Genomic DNA, 17,383 nt, shown 5'->3' with positions numbered 1-17,383 from the left:
TCGGCGCTGGCGATGTAGCCGAGCAGGCGCACCCGGTCGCGCACCTGGCTGTAGAGGGCTTCGGTGGTGGTGATCACGCCGAGCATGGCGTCGCTGTGCCCCACCAGGTACTTGGTCGCCGCCTGGATCGACACATCCACGCCGTGGACGAAGGGCTTGAAGAACAGCGGCGTGGCCCAGGTGTTGTCCATCACCAGCAGGGCGCCGCCGGCGTGGGCGGCGCGGGCCAGGGCGGGAATGTCCTGGACCTCGAAGGTGTTCGAGCCCGGCGCCTCGGCATACACCAGGCGGGTGTTGGGGCGCATCAGGGCGGCGATGTCGGCGCCGAGCAGCGGCGGGAAATAACTGACCTCCACGCCCATCTCCTGCATGACCCGGTCGAACACCTGGCGGGCGTGGCCGTAGCAGTTGTCGGTCACCAGCACATGGTCGCCGCCGCGCACCAGCGCCAGCAGGGTGCCGGCGATCGCGGCCAGCCCGGAGGGCATCACCAGGCTGCGGAAGCCGCCTTCGAGGGCTGCCACGGCGTCTTCGAAGGCGGCGGTGGTGGGGTTGCCGTTGCGCCCGTAGATGTGTTCGCGCAGATGCGGATCGTCGGCATGGCGCAAGTAGCGCGGCAGGGTCTCGGCGCTCGGCCAGATGAAGGTCGAGCTGCGGTACACCGGGGTGTTCACCGTGCCGCCGTGGCTGGCCGGGTCGCGCCCGCCATGGGTCAGGCGCGTGTCGTCGCGCCAGGTGTTCAGTGGCTCCATCGCAACTCCAGGTACCGGGCCCAGCGGGCCAGGGGATAGACGAACAGGAAGAAGGCGGCGAAGGCCAGGGCGTAGGCGGGCAGCAGCACGTCCGCGCGCAACTGGCCGGAGAGGTGGCTCTGCAGCACGCTCATGAGCTCCTCGACACCCAGCAGGCTGCCCAGCGAGGTGGACATGCACAGGGTGCAGAACAGGTTCATCCAGGGCGGCAGCACGCTGCGCAGCGCCTGCGGCAGAATCACCCGGCGCAGCGTCTGGCGTCGCGACAGGCCGAGGGCCAGCGCGGCTTCCCACTGCCCGACCGGTACCGTGTGCAGGGCGCCGCGGAGCATCTCGGCGACGTAGCCGCTGGCGGGCAGCGCCAGGCCCAGGGCGACCTTGAACCAGTCGTCCAGTTGCAGCCAGTGCCCACCGACCTGCACCTCGTAGGGCAGCAGGTAGGCGACGTAGAACATCACCACCAGCCACGGCAGATTGCGCAAACCGCGCCCCAGGCGACCGGCGAGGTTCGCCAGCGGCGTTGGCGCCAGCACCTGGAGCAGGGCCAGCGCGCCGCCGGCGAGGCTGGCCACGGCCATGGCCAGCAGGCCCATGGCGATGTTCAGGGCAAAGCCCGCGCCGAGCGACGGCAGCCATTGCCAGAACAGGCGCCAGAGTGCGTCTTCAGCGAACATCGCGGGCCTCCTGTCCGGGCAGTTGCAGGTGCGCTTCGAGGCGGCCCAGCAGCCAGCTGCAGGTGCCGATCAGGAGCAGCCAGGTGAGCAGCAGCACCTGCATCATTTCGCCGACGTTGAAGCGCTCCGACCAGATCCGGTTGGCCGCGTAGAGCAGTTCCGGCGCGGCCACCGCATAGGCCACCGAGGTGGCCTTGAGGGTCTGCACCAGGTTGTTGCCCACGGCCGGCAGGCTGTTGCGCAGGGCCAGCGGCAGGAGGATGTGGCGCCACAGCGGCAGACCGTGCAGGCCCAGCGCCGCGGCGCTTTCATGGATGCCGCGGGGCACCGTGTCGATGCCGGCGCGCAGCGCTTCGATCTGGAAGGCGCCGCTGTACAGGGCGATGGCGATGATCGCCCAGCCGGTGCCGCCGAGCAGGCGCACCTGGCTGCCGTCGTCGCCGACGGTGAGGGGCAGCAGGGCGCCGAGGCCGAAGTAGAAGAAGAACAGCTGCACCAGCAGCGGGGTGCTGCGCCACAGCGCCACGTAGCCGTCGACCAGGCCGCTCAGCCAGCGCCTGGGGCTGCGCTGGGCGGCCACGCCGAGGGCGGCGATCAGCAGCGAGGCAAGGCCGGCGACCACTGCCATGAGCAGGGTCAGGCCCAGCCCGGCGAGCAGGCGCTCGCGGTCGGTGGGGTCCCACAGCACGCTGAGGGTCAGGCCGTGCTCTTGCAGCCACAGGCGCAGGTCGGGCTCAGTCATGCCGGGCCACCGCCTGCCGTGCCTGCTGCTGCTCGACCAGCCAGGGGCTGGGCGCCAGGCCATAGTGATGTTCCAGGGCGATGATCAGGCCCTCGGCGTGCCAGCCCTCGACGATCCGCGAGAGCGCGCTGAGCAACTGCGGCTGGCCCTTGCGCACGGCGATGCCCCAGGGCGCCGGGTCCTGGCCGGGGAGCTTGACTTCGTAGTCCTCCCAGCCCGGGGTGGCCGCCAGGGCGCGGTACAGCACGTCGTCGCCGAGGGCGCCGAGGCAGCGCTGGTCGGCCACCGCCTTGCGCACTTCGGCGCTGCCGTTGAAGGAAATGAAACGCACGCCGTAGCGCTCCTCCAGCGGCCTTATCCAGACGCTGGTGGCCGGCGCGCAGAGGGTCTTGCCGCGCAGGCTCGACCAGTCCGTCAGGACGCTGGCCTTGGGCGCGAACACCGTGGCGGCGGACTGGTAGAAGCCCGGGCTGGCGATGTCCACCTGCTCGCGGCGGGCGGGGGTGTTGAGCATCGAGGTCATCAGCAGGTCGCAACGGCCCTGCTGCAGGAACAGGATGCGATTCACCGGATTGACCTGCACCAGGCGCAGTGTCAGCTCCTTGCCGGTGGCGACCGCCAGCTGGCGGTGCAGGTCGTCGATCAGGTCGGGGATCAGCCCGGCGGGGCGTCCCTGGGCATCGAGGAACTTGAACGGCGGGAACTCGTCGCCGCTGCAGACGTTGAGCACCCCACGGTCCACCGCGCGTTCCAGCAGTGGTTCGGCGCTGAGCCCGCCGCTTACCAGCAGCGCGGCCAGCCAGGGTAGCTGGCGCAGGCCGATCATGAGGCCACCCAGCCCTGCCGCGAGCGCTCCGCGGCGCCGGCCGGGAAGGGTTGCGGCGTGCCCAATTGGGCCGCGAGCCAGGTCAGGTGGGCCGACTCTTCGAGGTTGATCAGCAGGCGCGTGGCGGCCAGCGCATCGCGCTCGCTCCAGGCGAACGGCCCGTGGTTGGCCAGCAGCGTCGCTGGTGCCCGTGGATGCGCCTGCAGCGCGGCGATCACCGGTTCCGGCGCATAGCGCGGGCCCCAGGCGGTGAGGGGGATTTCCTGGTCTTCGTCGAGGACCCCGAGCAACTGGCTGGCATGCGCGCGCAGCGGCCGGCCGGCGATGGCGAAGGCGCTCAGGTACGGCGAATGGGTATGGATCACCGAGCGTACCTGGGGCCGCTGGCGGTAGATGGCGACATGCAGCGCGGCGACTTCGCGCAGGTTGTCGTTGAGCCGGCCCTGGCTCTGTTCGAGGTCGAAGTCGAGCACGGCGGTGCGGCCGGCGTCGGGGCCGTTGAAGGCGGCGATCAGCAGGCGCTCCTGGCCGGGCAGGCGCAGGCTGAGGTTGCCCGCCTGGTTGGCCGACAGCGCCTGGTGGCGCTGCAGCAACTGGTGGGCGCTGGCGACGTCCTGTTCGAATTGCTGGGCGAGAAGCAGCAGGTCCGCGGGGGGTGTCTGGCGGGTCATGACGGTCTTCCTGTACAGGGGATGGCTCAGAAGCGGTAGTTGGCCTTGAGGTAGTAGTACGCACCCTCGGCGCCGGCCGGCGAGATGCTCTGGTACTGCACGCGGCCGCCGACGAAGCGGTTGGCCACGTCGATCTTGTCCGGGTAGCTGTCGAACAGGTTGTTGGCCCCGGCGGTCAGGGTGAGGGCCGAATCGACGTCGTAGGACAGGCTGGCGTTGCTCACCCACTGGCTGCCGAAGGTCTGGTCGAAGGCCGGGCCAGCGTTGGAGTCGAGGGTGTAGCGGCCATAGCGCAGGGTGGTGAACGCCGCCGACCAGGGCCCCTGGCGCCAGTCGGCGCCGAGCACCAGCTTGCTTTGCGGGCTGGCGCTCTGGACGTAGCTCAGGGCCTCGCGGTTGATCAGGATGACCCCGCTGCCACTCAGCGGGCCGGGGTTGTCCTGGACATCGGTGACCTGGGTCTTGCTCCAGTTGAAGCCGGCGTTGAAGGTCACCTGGCCGACCTGGGGCAGGGTCACGCGGTAGTGCCCGACCAGGTCCAGGCCATGGGTGCGGGTGTCGAGGGCATTGGTGAAGAAGCTCACCCCGGAGTAGTTGCCATAGCCCTGGCTGGCGAGGATCTGGTTGACCGTGCTGCCGCGCAGGGTCTCCGACAGGGCGATGCGGTCCTTGATGCGGATCTGGTAGGCGTCGAGGGTCAGGCTGGCGTCCTCGACCGGCTGCCAGACCAGGCCCACGGAAATGTTCCGCGACTTCTCCGGCTTCAGGTCCTGGGCGCCCAGGGCGCGAGCGACGCCGGTGTCGACGCTGAGGGTGCCGACCTGATAGGCGGTGGGGTCGCCGGCGAGGAACTCGGTCTGGGTCGCCGAGGTGCCGATCTGGCCGAGGGTCGGCGCGCGGTAGCCGCTGCTCAGGGTGGAACGCAGGCCGAAGTGTTCGTTGAAGTCGTAGCGCAGCGAGAGCTTGCCGGTGCTGGTGTTGCCGAAGTCGTCGTAGTGCTCGCTGCGCGCCGCCACGCCCAGTTGCAGGGCCTGGGTCAGCTGTTGTTCGAGGCCCAGGTAGGCACCGAGGACCTTGCGCGAATAGTCGCCTTCATCGCTTGGCCGGGTGCCGGGAAAACCCTGGGCGCCGCCGGCCCGGGACGGCAGGACAGTACCCTGGACCCAGGACGCGGTGTCCCCGGCCAGCACTTCGTAGCCCTCGTGGCGCCAGGCCAGGCCGCTGGAGAACACCAGCGGCGCGGCGCTGTAGCCGACGGCGAATTCCTTGACGTGGTCGAGGCTCAGCTGGGCCTGGTCGTTGATCAGCGCACCGGCATCGAAGCTGCGCGGGCTGGCGGGACCGAGGCTGGCGTTGAGCGAGTCGCCGAGGTGGTAGTCGATGCGGTTGCGGCCATAGGTTGCGCTGAGGTCGAAGCGGCCCAGCACGTCATCGTCGTACTTGATCCCGGCGGTGCCGGCGGCATCGCGCGAGCGCACGTCGAGCAGGGGCAGGAAGCCGTTGGGATAGACGCTGACGATATTGTTGGCGTCGATCGGCCGACGGTACACGGCCTGGGATTCGGCGGTGCGGTCCTGGTAGGTGGCGAAGCCGTACAGCTCGGTGTGTTCGGTGATGAAGGCGCCGGCGTTGGCCCCCAGTTTCCAGTCATCCAGGCCCGGCGAGCCGTAGCGCCAGTGCCGCTCGGCAGTGGCTTCGCGCGGGTCGCCTGCCGGGTAGAAGCGGCGCAGGTCGGCGCCGTCGGTGGAGGTGCGCTCGCTTTTCACGCCTTCGGCGCTGACGGTCAGGTAGCCGTCACCCGGCAGGCTGAAGCCCTTCCAGCCCGACAGCGAGCGGCTGAAGCCGTCGCCCTTGCTGTACTGGCCGGTGCTGGCCTGGGCCTCGCCGCCCTGGTCGCGGTCCTTGAGGACGATGTTGATCACCCCGGCGATGGCATCCGAGCCGTATTGCGCCGAGGCGCCGTCGCGCAGCAGTTCGATATGGTCGACGGCAGCCACCGGCAGCGTCGACAGGTCCACCGCCTGCGAGCCGCGACCGAGGGTGGCCTTGGTGTTGACGAAGGCCGAGGCGTGTCGGCGCTTGCCGTTGACCAGCACCAGCACCTGGTCGGCGGCCAGTCCACGCAGCAGCACCGGACGCTGCGCGGAAACGCCGTCGGTGCCGTTGATCTGCGGGTAGCTGACCGACGGCACCAGGGTCTCCAGGGCCTTGGCCAGGCTGTCGTGGCCGGTGCGCCGCAGCGCCTCGCCCTGGATGATGTCCACCGGCGCGCTGGCTTGCAGGGCGCTGATGTCGCTGCGCCGGGTGCCGATCACCTGGACCGTGCCCAGGCGTGGCGCGGCTGCCGGGGTCAGCGGCGCGGCGGCGGCGCTGTCGTCCAGGCGGTGGATGCGCACCGCGCCGCTGGGGCTGCTGCTGTGGCCCAGGCCGCTGCCCTGCAGGGCGGTGTCCAGTGCCTGCTGCGCGGTGAAGCGACCCCGCACGGCAGGACCGTGCAGACCGGCGACCTGCGCCTGGTCATAGACGATGGCCTTGCTGCTGCGTTGCGAGATCGCCAGCAGCACGTCTTCGAGGCTGCCTGCGGGAATGTCGTAGTCGACTTGTTGCTGCTGGCTGACGGGCGCTGTGGTGCTGTCGGCGAGCACGCTGGCGGGCAGGGTCTGGATGGCCAGGACGCAGGCCAGGGAGGCGAGGGTGAATCGTTGGTGCATGAATGACTCCAGATCGGTTCAGCGCTGTTGTGCGTGGGCTGTTGTTTCCGACCTTGAGCGATGAGCACCCGGGATTTTCAGTGCTGCGATTAGAACTTCTGGTTGCATCGATATAACGGCTGCGACCCTCGGGCCAGAGCTGTCGCACGGGTATAAGCACGTAACCAAACGATCTGTGCAACGAGTGAAAACTTTTCGCCGTCAACCCACACACAGGCAGAACCGGTCGAGCCGACACGCCAGATGAGGGCGGTGTGGTCGACGGTTCTCGAACCCCTTGCGTACAACCTGAAGAGGCCTGCTCCATGACCAGCTTGCAGCATCCTGATCCGACGACCTTCGAACCTGCCGTGGTGCTGGCCGCCACTGTCGAGGAAAACACCGTGCCGCGCGGCATGGTCCACCGCGCGGCGGTGAGCGAGGTGTTCCTGACCGGCGCCCAGCGTGTCGCCGAGGGCCATTTCCGTTGCCTGGCGCAGTTGCCGCGGACCCACAGCTACTTCAGCGAGCACACCCACCGCGACGCACACTACGACACGCTGTTGCTGCTGGAGGTGTTTCGCCAGGCCTCCATCTATGTGTCCCACGCCTTCCTCGACGTGAGCACCAGCGACAAGTTCATCTACCTCGACAGCGACACCTCGATCGTCGAGCGCGAAGCCCTGGTGGTGGGTGCGCGTCCGGCGTCGGCGCTGATCGACGTGCGGGTGGTGGGCGAGTACCTGCGCCACGGCCAGCGCAGCGGCGTGACCCTGGACATGACCCTGAGCGTGAACGGCCGGGTCGCGGCGCGCCATGACGGCATGTCGATCCGCTGGATGAGCGATACCGCCTGGAACAAGATCCGCACCCCGGCGCTCGCCGCCAGTGCCTTGCAGCATGACCCGCTGGCCCAGTCGCCGGCGCCGCTGGCACCGTTCCAGGTCGGCCGGCACTGGCTGAGCAACGTCGTGCTCGGGCGCGAGATCGTCGTGGAGGACGGCCATCTGGTCGCCGCGCTGATCGTCGACCAGTCCAACCCGGCGATCTTCGATCACCCGCTGGACCATATCCCCGGCATGCTCCTGCTCGAAGGCTTCCGCCAGCTCGCCCTGGTCGGCGCCAAGCGGCAACTGGGCCTGGCCCCCGACGAACTGCTGCTCGGACGCGCCCGGGTGGCGTTCACCCGCTTCGGCGAGTTCGGCCTGGCGACCCAGGTCAGGGCCAACCTGGACAGCCTGCGCGTGCTGGACGATGGCCGGGTCGTGGTGAACCTGTCGGTGGAGCAGGGCGGGGCGCAGCTGGCGCATGCCGAGGTGGAGTTGCAGCGTCTGTTCCAGCCACTGGCGCTGGCCGCCGTGGGAGGTGCCTGATGAGTGCCATCGAGCGGGTCTGGTTCGATTTCGGCGGCGTGCTGTCGCCGCCCATCGAAGCGTTGTTCGCGCAGTACGAGGTGAAGACCGGTCTGGCCCCTGCAGCGTTGCAGCGGGCCTTCGCCGAGGTCGCCGAGGAGCTCGGCGTGCCGCCGCTGGCACCGATCGAGAACGCGCTGCTCAGTGAAGACGAATGGGGGCGCCGGGTCGAGCTGGCGCTGATTCGCCAGGAGCCGTCGGCGGACCTGTCGCGGGCACGCCTGCGGCGCTTCGGCGAGCAGTGGTTCGCCGGCGTGCAGGCCAACGCGGCGATGGTCGCGGCGGCGCGCAAGCTGAAGGCGTCCGGGTTCGCCATCGGCATCCTGACTAACAACGTGGTCGAGTGGGAACCGTACTGGCGCGCCATCGTCGGCCTCGACGAGGTCGCCGACCTGATCGTCGACTCGTCCAGGGAGGGCTGCCGCAAACCCGATGCGCAGTTCTTCGACATCGCCCAGCAGCGCGCCGGGCTGCCTGCAGAGGCCAACCTGCTGATCGATGACCTGGCCGAGAATGTCGCCGCCGCCGCTGCCCGCGGCTGGCGCACCGTGCATTTTCGCGACAACCGCCAGGCCCTGGGCGACATCACCCACGCCACCGGTGTCTGCGTGTTCTCCGCGCAGCAGCCTGAAGGAGCACTTGCCTGATGAACATCGCCCTCGACAGCCTGCCGGTCAGCACCGCCCGGCTCGCGGACATCGACATCACCCAGATCGCCAACCTGGATGCCGCGCCGGCCTACCAGCCGCTGCCCGCCGAAGGCGGTTTCCAGCGCATCCTGCTGCCCAGCGGGCACAGCGCCATCCACCTGACCCGCTATGCCGAGGTGCAGGCGCTGCTGCTCGACAACCGCGCCATCCGCGCACCCTGCAACGAGGAGGACGGGCCGAGTTTCCTGCCCACCATCACCCCGCCGGAGCTGCTGCTGAACAACGACATTCCCGACCACGGCCGACTGCGCAAGGTGGTGGCGCGGGACTTCAGTCCCAGCGGCGTCGCGGTGCTGCGCGAGGCGGTGGAGCAGGTCACCCATGCGCGCATCGACCTGCTGCTCCAGCAGGGGCGCGGCGCCGACCTGTTCAGCCTGGTGCTGGAGCAGGTGCCGTCCACCGTCGACTGCCAGTTGCTCGGCATTCCCCTGGCCGACCGCGACTACTACCGGCCGCTGACCCACACCGTGCAGATCGCCTCGGACCACGACGTGCCTGACCTGCTGCGCCAGTTCTGGGGGGTCTACGACTACCTCACCGACCTGGTCACCGGTGCCCGTCCCAGCCTGCCGGACGGCTTGATCCAGCGTTTCGTTGCCGCGCGCAACGACAGCGAGCCGCCGCTGAGCGACAAGGAACTGGTGGGGATTCTCATCGGTGTGCTGATCGGCGGCGACCAGAACATCCTCAGCGTGCTGACCAAGGCGGTCTATGTCCTGCTCGCGCAACCGGTGCTGTACCGCAGCCTGGTGGACGACCCCGGGCTGATTCCGTCGGCGGTGGAGGAACTGTTGCGGGTGCTGCCGCTGGGCACCATCTCGGCCTTCCCGCGCCTGGCCAGCACGGATATCGAAGGGCCCTGGGGGCTGATCCCGGCGGGCAGCGTGATCTACGCTGATGCCTTCGCCGCCAACCGCGATCCCGAGGTGTTCAGCGATCCGCTGGCCATCCGCCTCGACCGCCAGGAGGCCCGGCACCTGCAGTTCGGCTACGGCATGCACAACTGCATGGGCGCCGCGCTGGTGCGCCTGGAGATCACCACGGTGCTGGAGATCCTCGTCAAGCGCCTGCCGGACCTGCGTCTGGATATCGCGGCGGAGCAGGTGCCGTGGGTCGAGGGCATCATCCTGCGCCGTCCGACCCGCCTGCCGGTACGCGGCTTCACCTCTCTCTGAACCTCTGGACGGACCCATGAACAGCAAGCTCTCGGACAACGCCCTGCTGGGCACCATTCTCCTGGCGATTTTCGTCGTCCCCAGTTCCATCTCCGGCACCGCGCTGGCCCTGCCGGCGATCGGCAATGACATTCATGCCTCGCTGGCCCAGCTGCAGTGGGTGGTCAATGCGTTCAACCTGACCTTCGCCTGCTTCACCCTGGCCTGGGGTGCGCTGGCCGACCGCCTGGGGCGCAAGCGCTGCTTCGTCGTCGGCGCCAGCCTGTACGTGCTGGCCTCGGTCATCTCGGCCCTGGCCAGCCAGGCCTGGGTGCTGGATGTCGGGCGGGCGCTGGCCGGGATCGGCGCGGCGGCGATCTTCTCCTGCGGCATCGCCATCCTGTCCACGCACTTCGACGGCGCGGCGCGGCTGCGCGCCTTCGCCCTGTTCGGCACGGTCGCCGGCCTTGGCGTCAGCCTCGGCCCGACCCTGTCCGGGTTGCTGATCGAAAGCTTCGGCTGGCGGGCGATCTTCTGGGCTCACCTGCTGACCCTCGGCCTGGTGCTGCTGGGCACGCCGTTGATCACCCGCGACGGCCAACTGGCCGAACGCACGGCGCGTTTCGACCTGCTTGGTTCGTTGCTGTTCATCCTTGCCCTGCTGGCCTTGATGGTGGCCATCGTCCAGGGTTCGCAGTGGGGCTGGCGCAGCCAGGGCGTGCTCGGCCTGGTGGCGCTGTCGGCGCTGCTGCTGGTGCTGTTCGCCTGGCAGGAACGTCGCCACCGGCAACCGATGCTCGACCTGTCGCTGCTGACCAGCGGGCCCTTCGTCGGGCTGGCGCTGGTCACGGTGGCGGCCTCGTTCGGCTTCGTAACCCTGCTGACCTACCTGCCGAGCTACCTGTTCGGGGTCCTGCAACTGGCGCCGACCCAGGCCGGGCTGGCCATGCTGCTGCTCACCGTGCCGATGCTGTTCTGCCCGATTCTCGCGGGTAAATGGGCGGCCAAAGGCGTTTCCGCGGTGGCCATTCTCAAGGCCAGCCTGCTGGCGTTGCTGGCTGGCGTGGTCGGCCTGGCGCTGCTGGCCCAGGCCCATGCGGCGCTCTGGCATCTCGCCGCACCGCTGTTGCTGGTGGGCGTGGGCATGGGCTTGTCCGCCGGCCTGGTGGATGGCCTGGCGCTGAAGACCGTACCGGAGCAGAAGGCCGGCATGGCCGCCGGCCTGCTCAATACCTTCCGCCTGGGCAGCGAGGCCATCGCCGTGGCGGTGTACGGCTCGTTGCTGGCGACCCTGCTCGATGACCAGCTGCGCCAGGAACTGGCCCGCCTCAGTGGCGACCCGGCCACCGTGCGCGGCTGGATCGACAGCGTCGCTGCCGGCAACCTCGAAGGCGTGCTGCGCGGTGTGGCGCAGCCCGAGCTGGTCGGCGATCTGCTGCGCGGCGGTTACGACGCGGCGTTCCACGGCGTGCTGTGGTTCCTGGCGGCGGTGATCGTGGTCCTGACCCTGGTCATCGGCGCCTTGCTGCGGCCACTGCGCCAGCAGGAGAGGGGGGCGCTGGCGGTGCAGTGAGCCCTGCCGTCGCGGGTTTCCGATCAGGCTGGCGCAGCCGGATTGCCGTGAGCAATCCGGCTGCGTTGCAGCGCCATTCGGGTCGGGAACCATATGTCTTAAAGGAATGGTTGTAACATTTTTTATTATTTTTCAGGATGATTGCCCTGATGCAGACTCGACTCAACTGCCAGGGAAGCAGTCAACCGATCACCTGACCGGCCACCACCTTCTTGTCCGATGGCGTGTGCAGTCCCGCAGAAGATTGTCAGACCATGAATGGACAAAACCTGCTCAAGCAGCAGACCGTGACCCGCATCTTCCAGCAGCATTATCTTTGGCTGCGCTCACGCCTGGCGTTTCGCACCGGTTGCAACCACAGCGCCGAGGACATCGCCGCGGAAACCTTCCTGCGCGTCTGGATGCTCCCCGATCCAGAGGCGATCCGTGAGCCGCGGGCCCTGCTGACGACCATCGCGCAGCGCCTGATGTACGAGACCTGGCGCCGCCGCGATCTGGAAAAAGCCTACCTGCAGTCACTCAGCCTGGTCCCCGAAGAACTGCAGCCCTCGCCCCAGGAGCAACTGATGCTGATCCAGAGCCTGGTAGCCATCGATCGCCTGCTGGAGGGCCTGTCCCGCCAGGCCCGCAGCGTCTTCGTCCTCAGTCAGCTGGAAGGCCTGACCTACGTGCAGATCCAGCAGCGCCTGGGCCTGTCCCTCGGGCGCATCCACCAGCTCATGGCCCAGGCCCTGCGCTGCTGCTACCTGGGGCTGGAAGAATGAACCCGCAGCGCCTCGACGATCCGGTGGCGGAGGAGGCCATCGAGTGGATGGTGCGCCTGCAGTCGGGGGCCTTCGATGACCACCAGCAGGCTGAACTGGAGCACTGGCGCAACCGCTCCAGCCATCACCGCCAGGTGTATCAGCGCCTGCTGGCCGGGCTGGCGCCGTTTCGCCAGTCGCCATGGCGTGGCCGGGCCAGCCAGCCGTTGCTCAGCAGCCTCGAACAACCCGATGGCCGCCGCGCGTTCCTGCGCACGGCGCTGGGCGTCAGCCTGCTGGTCGGCGGCGGCGCCTGGCTCGGCGGGACACAAGGCCTTGGCGGCGGCGCCGCGCAGGAGTACCGCACCGCCACCGCCGAGCGTGGCAGCTGGCGCCTGAGCGATGGCAGCCAGTTGCAGCTCAATGCGCGCAGCCGGGTGTCGCTGTGGTTCGATGGCGAACAGCGCCGCCTGCGCCTGCACGAAGGGGAAATGCTGGTACAGGTGGCACCGCTGGCCAGCCGGCCACTGGCGATCGAGACCGCGTCCGGAACCCTGTACAGCCACGGTGGGCAACTGGCGCTGCGCGAACTGGCCGACCGTTCGCGCCTGGTCAGCCTGCGCGAAGACCTCCGCCTGCAGCCTTCCGGCGCCCCGGCGCTGTCCCTGCGCGCCGGCCGGGTGACCTGGTTCGACGCCCGCGGGGTGCTCGAACAGACCCCGATGGGCTCCATGGAAACCGCCTGGCTGCAAGGCTGGCTGGTGGTGCACAACGAACCGCTGGGCAACCTGATCGAGGCGCTGCGCGCCTACCGCAAGGGCTGGATGCGCCTGGAGCCGGCGATCGCCGACCTGCGGGTGAGTGGACGCTTCCCTCTCGACGACAGCCGCCAGACCCTGGAGATCCTGCAGCAGAGCCTGCCGATCCAGGTGCTCCAGGTGACCGACTATCTGCTCCTGATTCGCGCCCAGCGGGCCTGAAGCGGCGGCTCAGCGCCGGCCGTTGAAGAAGCCGGAGAGCTGGTGCAGGGTCTTGGCCGCGGTGAGGATCGCCGGGCGCAGGTGGTCCTTGCCGATGATCCGCGCATGCTTCACCGAGGCGATCAGCTCGTAGCGGCTGGAGCCTTCGGCCATGCCCTCGGCGAGGATCTTGCAGATGATGTGGCTCGGGGTCACGCCGAAGCCGGAGTAGCCCTGCACGTAGAAGGCGTTGCGCCGGCCGCTGAGGGTGCCGATCTGCGGGAACAGGTTGGCGCTGGTGGCCATCGGGCCGCCCCAGGCCAGGTCGATCTTCACGTCCTTGAGGTAGGGGAAGATCTTCAGCATCAGCGCGCGGTTCCACGCTTTCAGGTCGTTGGGGATGTGTTCCACGAATGGTGTGGCGGCGCCGAACAGCAGGCGATTCTCGTTGGTGACCCGGTAGTAGTCGATGACCGGGCGGATATCGCTGTAGGCGCCGCGGATCGGGCTGATGCGCTGGATCAGTTCCTCGGGCAGCGGTTCGGTCATCAACTGGAAGGCATAGGTGTTGATGGTGCGGCTGTGCAGTTCCGGCTCCAGCTTGTTGAGGAAGCTGTCGCAGGCCCACAGCAGCTTGCCGGCTTTCACCGAACCGCGGCCGGTGCGCACGGTGATGGTGTCGCCGTAGCGCACTTCGAGGGCGGCGCTGTGCTCGTAGATCCGTGCGCCGTGGCCGACCAGGGCCTGGGCTTCGCCGAGCAGCAGGTTGAGCGAGTGCACATGGCCGCCGCCCATGTGCAGCAGGGCGCTGCTGTAGGCGTCGGAGCCGATGATCTGCTTGACCTCGCTGCCGGCGAGGAAGCGGATCTCGTCCCTGGTGTTGACCTTGCGGAATTCCTTTTCCCAGGTGCGCAGGGTCTGTTCCTGGCGGGCGTTGAAGCCCATGTAGCCGTAGCCGTGGCAGAAGTCGGCGTCGATGGCGTACTTGGCGATGCGCTCCTTGATGATCCCGGCGCCCATTTCGGCGATCTCGAAGATCTGCTGCAGGCCTTTGTCGCCGACGCTGCGCTTGATCTTCTCCAGGTCGTGGCCGATCCCGGCCATGATCTGCCCGCCATTGCGCCCGGTGCCGCCGAAGCCCAGGTAGCGCGCCTCCAGCACGACGATGTTGGTGATGCCTTTCTCGGCCAGCTCCAGGGCGGTGTTGATCCCCGAAAAGCCGCCGCCGATCACCACGACATCGGCTTCGATATCGTCTTCCAGGGTGGGGAAGGCGAGGTTGTACTTGCGCGTGGCGGAGTAATAGGTGGGGGCTTCGACGTTGATCATGGTGGCGGCCTGAATAGTTGGAATTGGCTGAGGCGGCAAGGGCGACCGGGAGCGCTTGTTACACTTTGCATTAAATGCCTAACGAGCGGTAGGTTCTTGACTCAGCCTGCTGTCGGATTTGATCGGGGCTGCCAGAAGAAAGGGGAAACGACGGGGGGCCTTTACGACGGCTTCGCCGCCGTTCGCGAGCAAGCTTGCTCCTACAAGGGGAAGGGGGAGTGGCGATGCCGGCACCGCCGAACGATTCTGCTGTTGGATTTGATTGGCGAGGGTGAAACGACGCGGATCCTCGTAGGAGCGGATTTATCCTCGATTGGCCGCGAAGCGGCCATGAAACCTGAGCCCCGAGTGTGTCAGGCAGATTCGGGACTCAGGGTTTACGACGGCTGCGCCGCCGTTCGCGAGCAAGCTTGCTCCTACAAGGGGAAGGGGAGTTGGGATGCCTACAACCGCCCGACCGCCGCCAGTTGCCCCGCCGACGCCTGCGCCGCCGGCACCGCCGAGCCATCCTGCGGGGTCACCGGGAAGATCGCGTTGATCTGCCCGGTCGCCGACGAACCGAAGTACGGCGTCACCACCTCGGCCTTGCCGTCGTACTTCGACCAGCCCAGCGCACCCAGCAGCATCGCGGTGTCATGCATGAAGCCTTCGCCGTGGCCCTTGACCGCGTACTCCGGCAGCATGCTGCAGAACGCTTCCCACTCGCCGTCTTGCCACATCTGCACCACGCGGTGGTCGAGGGTTTCCAGGAACGGGCTCCAGACCTTGTCGGCGAATTCCGGGGCCTGGCCGTTCTGCGCGAAACGGTGCGACAGCGAACCGCTGGCGAGGAACGCCACGGTGCCGTCGTAGTGGTCCTCCACCGCCTTGCGCAACGCCCAGCCCAGGCGCGCGCTGTCGTTGAGGTAGTGCGAGGTGCACAGCGCCGAGACCGAGACCACCTTGAAGTGCTGGTCGGCGTTCATGTAGCGCATCGGCACCAGGGTGCCGTACTCCGGACCGAGGCTGGTGGCGTCGTGGGCCATGGTTTCGACGCCCCAGCGGTTGGCTTCCTCGGCCATCAGCCGGCCCAGCTCGGCGTTGCCCGGCACTTCGTAGTCCATGTTGGCGATGAAGTGCGGCAGCTCGTTGCTGGTGTAGGTGCCCTTGAAGTGCGGGTTGCAGTTGATGTGGTAGTTGGCGTTGACCAGCCAGTGGGTGTCGAACACCACCAGGGTATCGACGCCCAGCTCGCGGCAGCGCCGGGAAATCTCTTTGTGGCCATCGATCGCGGCCTGGCGATAGCCCTGGCGCGGGCCGGGCAGTTCGGACAGGTACATGGAGGGAACGTGGGTGATCTTGGCAGCCAGAGCAAGTTTGCCCATGACGGTAACTCCTGGTGGCGGACGCCCTCGGTCGGGGCGCGGCGATTATGGGGGTGTTGGCACGCAGGCGATACCGGCCATTGTCGGCTCTTGTTGGTCAGGCCTGGCACCTCCCGACCCGGGAAATGCTGGCTGCCCATTGGACACGGTTGCCTGGCGTGCTGCTTGCCTTCCTCTGCCACCCATTTGATTCAGCTTGCCACGGGGTGTCTGGCCTATCCAGTCAGGCCCACCAGTAGCGGACGAAATGAAAGAAAATCGGCGCGGCAAAGCACACCGAATCCATGCGATCGAGCATGCCGCCATGCCCCTCGATCATGTGCCCCCAGTCCTTGACCCCGCGGTCGCGCTTGATCGCCGACATCACCAGGCCGCCGAAGAAGCCCATGACGTTCACCACCAGCGCCATCAGCGCCGCCTGCCAGGGGTTGAACGGGGTGATCCAGTACAGCGCGGCACCGACCAGGGTGGCCAGGGCCACGCCACCGACCAGGCCTTCGAGGGTCTTCGACGGCGACAGCGACGGCGCCACCTTGCGCTTGCCGAACAGCTTGCCGCAGACGTACTGCAGCACGTCGCTGATCTGCACCACGAGGATCAGCCAGGCGATCAGCAGCAGGTTGCGCCCCTCGAAGCCGGGGATGTCCAGGGTCATCAGCGCCGGCACCGAGGACAGGCAGTACACCGCGATCATCAGCCCCCACTGCACCTTCGAGGCACGTTCGAGGAAGCGCGTGGTGTCGCCGCCGAAACTGGCGAGGATCGGCAGGAGCAGGAACAGGTAGACCGGAATGAAGATGCTGAACAGCCCGTACCAGTCGAAGCCGATCAGCAGGTACTGCACCGGCAGCGCCACGTAGAACGCCAGGACCAGCGCCGGGTAGTCGCCGCGTCGGGTCGGGGTGAGGGTGATGAACTCGCGCAGGGCGTAGAACGACACCAGGTAGAACAGCACGATCACCCCGGTCTTGCCGAAGATGAAGGCCAGGCCGATGACCAGGACCATCACCCACCAGGCGTCGATGCGGGCGTTGAGGTTGTCGATCACCGCGTGCGGGCCGGGGCCGGCGCGCCATTTCAGGAGCCGTCCGACGATGCTGGCGAGCAGCAGCAGGGCGCCGATGCCGGCGAACAGGGGCCAGGTGTTGTGTTCCATCTCAGACCTCCTTGGGCGCGAGCGCGAGCAGGGCCTGGCTGGCCCGTTCGATGAAGGCCTGCTTGCTTTCGTCCGCCTGCAGCTGCAGCGGCTCGCCGAAGCTCAGGGTGCACAGCAGTGGCAGGGGCAGGGTGCGGCCCTTGGGCATGACCCGGTTGAGGTTGGCGATCCACACCGGCACCACTTCGATCTGCGGGCACGAGGCGGCGAGATGGAACAGGCCGCTCTTGAACGGCAGCAGCGGCTCGTCGCCGAGGTTGCGCGTGCCCTCGGGGAAGAAGATCAGCGAATCGCCCTGGGCCAGGGCGTCCTTCACCGGTTGCAGCGGATCGCCCTGCGGGTCGCTGCGCTGGCGATCGAGCAGCACACCGTTGAACACCTTCTGGATCAGGAAGCTGCGCAGCCCCGGCTTGAGCCAGTAGTCGGCCCCGGCCACCGGCCGGGTACGTCGGCGCAGGGTGTCCGGCAGGGCCGCCCAGATCAGCACGAAATCACCGTGGCTGCTGTGGTTGGCGTAGTACAGGCGCTGGATCGGCAGCGGAGTGCAGCCCAGCCACAGGGCGCGGGCGCCGGTGACCAGGCGGGCGAAGGAGGTGATGAGGAAGGCGGTGAAGGTGGCGAGCATGAT

General features: G+C 68.1%; 16 protein-coding genes. 6 read left to right on the top strand and 10 right to left on the bottom strand.

Annotated elements, in window-relative coordinates; translation table 11 throughout:
- The 6 genes from RTI28_RS29205 to RTI28_RS29180 form a co-directional block, all read right to left on the bottom strand.
- Positions 1-752 (bottom strand): PLP-dependent aspartate aminotransferase family protein (locus RTI28_RS29205; RefSeq protein WP_316923718.1); only part of this gene is annotated, 752 nt, incomplete at its 3' end.
- Positions 740-1,426: an ABC transporter permease subunit gene (locus RTI28_RS29200; RefSeq protein WP_316923717.1), complete on the bottom strand. Its 687-nt coding sequence runs from the start codon at positions 1,424-1,426 to the stop codon at positions 740-742. The genes RTI28_RS29200 and RTI28_RS29205, both read right to left, overlap by 13 nt.
- Positions 1,416-2,168 carry an amino acid ABC transporter permease gene (locus RTI28_RS29195; protein ID WP_316923716.1) on the bottom strand — a complete coding sequence of 251 codons (753 nt, stop codon included), beginning with the start codon at positions 2,166-2,168 and terminating at the stop codon, positions 1,416-1,418. Before RTI28_RS29195 ends, RTI28_RS29200 begins: the two co-directional genes overlap by 11 nt.
- A complete protein-coding gene (locus RTI28_RS29190; RefSeq protein ID WP_316923715.1) occupies positions 2,161-2,994 on the bottom strand; it encodes a transporter substrate-binding domain-containing protein in 834 nt (277 codons plus the stop codon). The genes RTI28_RS29195 and RTI28_RS29190 overlap by 8 nt, the downstream gene beginning before the upstream one ends.
- A complete protein-coding gene (locus RTI28_RS29185; protein WP_316923714.1) occupies positions 2,991-3,665 on the bottom strand; it encodes a class II aldolase/adducin family protein in 675 nt (224 codons plus the stop codon). The genes RTI28_RS29190 and RTI28_RS29185 overlap by 4 nt, the downstream gene beginning before the upstream one ends.
- A gap of 26 nt (positions 3,666-3,691) precedes the next feature.
- Entirely contained in the window at positions 3,692-6,376 is a 2,685-nt protein-coding gene (locus tag RTI28_RS29180; protein ID WP_316923713.1) for a TonB-dependent receptor, read from the bottom strand.
- 305 nt (positions 6,377-6,681) lie between these two features.
- Between RTI28_RS29180 and RTI28_RS29175 the strand changes: the two genes are divergently transcribed.
- The 6 genes from RTI28_RS29175 to RTI28_RS29150 all read left to right on the top strand — a co-directional run bounded on the left by RTI28_RS29175 (position 6,682) and on the right by RTI28_RS29150 (position 12,927).
- The gene (locus RTI28_RS29175; RefSeq protein WP_316923712.1) at positions 6,682-7,728 is read left to right on the top strand and encodes a ScbA/BarX family gamma-butyrolactone biosynthesis protein; all 1,047 of its coding nucleotides are present in this window, start codon (positions 6,682-6,684) and stop codon (positions 7,726-7,728) included.
- Positions 7,728-8,414, top strand: a complete 687-nt coding sequence (locus RTI28_RS29170; protein ID WP_316923711.1) for an HAD-IA family hydrolase — start codon at positions 7,728-7,730, stop codon at positions 8,412-8,414. Before RTI28_RS29175 ends, RTI28_RS29170 begins: the two co-directional genes overlap by 1 nt.
- Positions 8,414-9,652, top strand: coding sequence for a cytochrome P450 (locus RTI28_RS29165; RefSeq protein WP_316923710.1), 1,239 nt, complete (start codon positions 8,414-8,416; stop codon positions 9,650-9,652). Before RTI28_RS29170 ends, RTI28_RS29165 begins: the two co-directional genes overlap by 1 nt.
- Positions 9,653-9,668: 16 nt before the next feature.
- Positions 9,669-11,204 carry an MFS transporter gene (locus tag RTI28_RS29160; protein ID WP_316923709.1) on the top strand — a complete coding sequence of 512 codons (1,536 nt, stop codon included), beginning with the start codon at positions 9,669-9,671 and terminating at the stop codon, positions 11,202-11,204.
- A gap of 254 nt (positions 11,205-11,458) precedes the next feature.
- Entirely contained in the window at positions 11,459-11,968 is a 510-nt protein-coding gene (locus RTI28_RS29155; RefSeq protein WP_316923708.1) for a sigma-70 family RNA polymerase sigma factor, read from the top strand.
- Positions 11,965-12,927, top strand: coding sequence for a FecR family protein (locus tag RTI28_RS29150; protein WP_316923707.1), 963 nt, complete (start codon positions 11,965-11,967; stop codon positions 12,925-12,927). The genes RTI28_RS29155 and RTI28_RS29150 overlap by 4 nt, the downstream gene beginning before the upstream one ends.
- Positions 12,928-12,936: 9 nt before the next feature.
- On the opposite strand, the gene RTI28_RS29145 is transcribed toward RTI28_RS29150, so the two are convergent.
- The 4 genes from RTI28_RS29145 to RTI28_RS29130 all read right to left on the bottom strand — a co-directional run bounded on the left by RTI28_RS29145 (position 12,937) and on the right by RTI28_RS29130 (position 17,380).
- Positions 12,937-14,235, bottom strand: a complete 1,299-nt coding sequence (locus tag RTI28_RS29145; RefSeq protein ID WP_316923706.1) for an FAD-binding oxidoreductase — start codon at positions 14,233-14,235, stop codon at positions 12,937-12,939.
- Positions 14,236-14,678: 443 nt separating this feature from the next.
- On the bottom strand, positions 14,679-15,599 hold the full coding sequence (gene hpaD, locus RTI28_RS29140) for a 3,4-dihydroxyphenylacetate 2,3-dioxygenase (protein ID WP_316923705.1): 921 nt from the start codon (positions 15,597-15,599) through the stop codon (positions 14,679-14,681).
- 223 nt (positions 15,600-15,822) lie between these two features.
- Complete coding sequence (locus RTI28_RS29135; RefSeq protein ID WP_316923704.1) at positions 15,823-16,755, bottom strand: phosphatidate cytidylyltransferase; 933 nt, start codon at positions 16,753-16,755, stop codon at positions 15,823-15,825.
- A 1-nt stretch (position 16,756) separates the two neighbouring features.
- Positions 16,757-17,380 carry a lysophospholipid acyltransferase family protein gene (locus tag RTI28_RS29130; protein WP_316923703.1) on the bottom strand — a complete coding sequence of 208 codons (624 nt, stop codon included), beginning with the start codon at positions 17,378-17,380 and terminating at the stop codon, positions 16,757-16,759.
- Positions 17,381-17,383 lie beyond the last annotated feature (3 nt).

The sequence above is a fragment of the Pseudomonas sp. zfem002 genome (assembly GCF_032621685.1).
Classification (GTDB): domain Bacteria; phylum Pseudomonadota; class Gammaproteobacteria; order Pseudomonadales; family Pseudomonadaceae; genus Aquipseudomonas; species Aquipseudomonas japonica.
The sequence above is the reverse complement of the archived record's forward strand: the minus strand, read 5'-3'. Positions and strand labels throughout refer to the sequence as shown.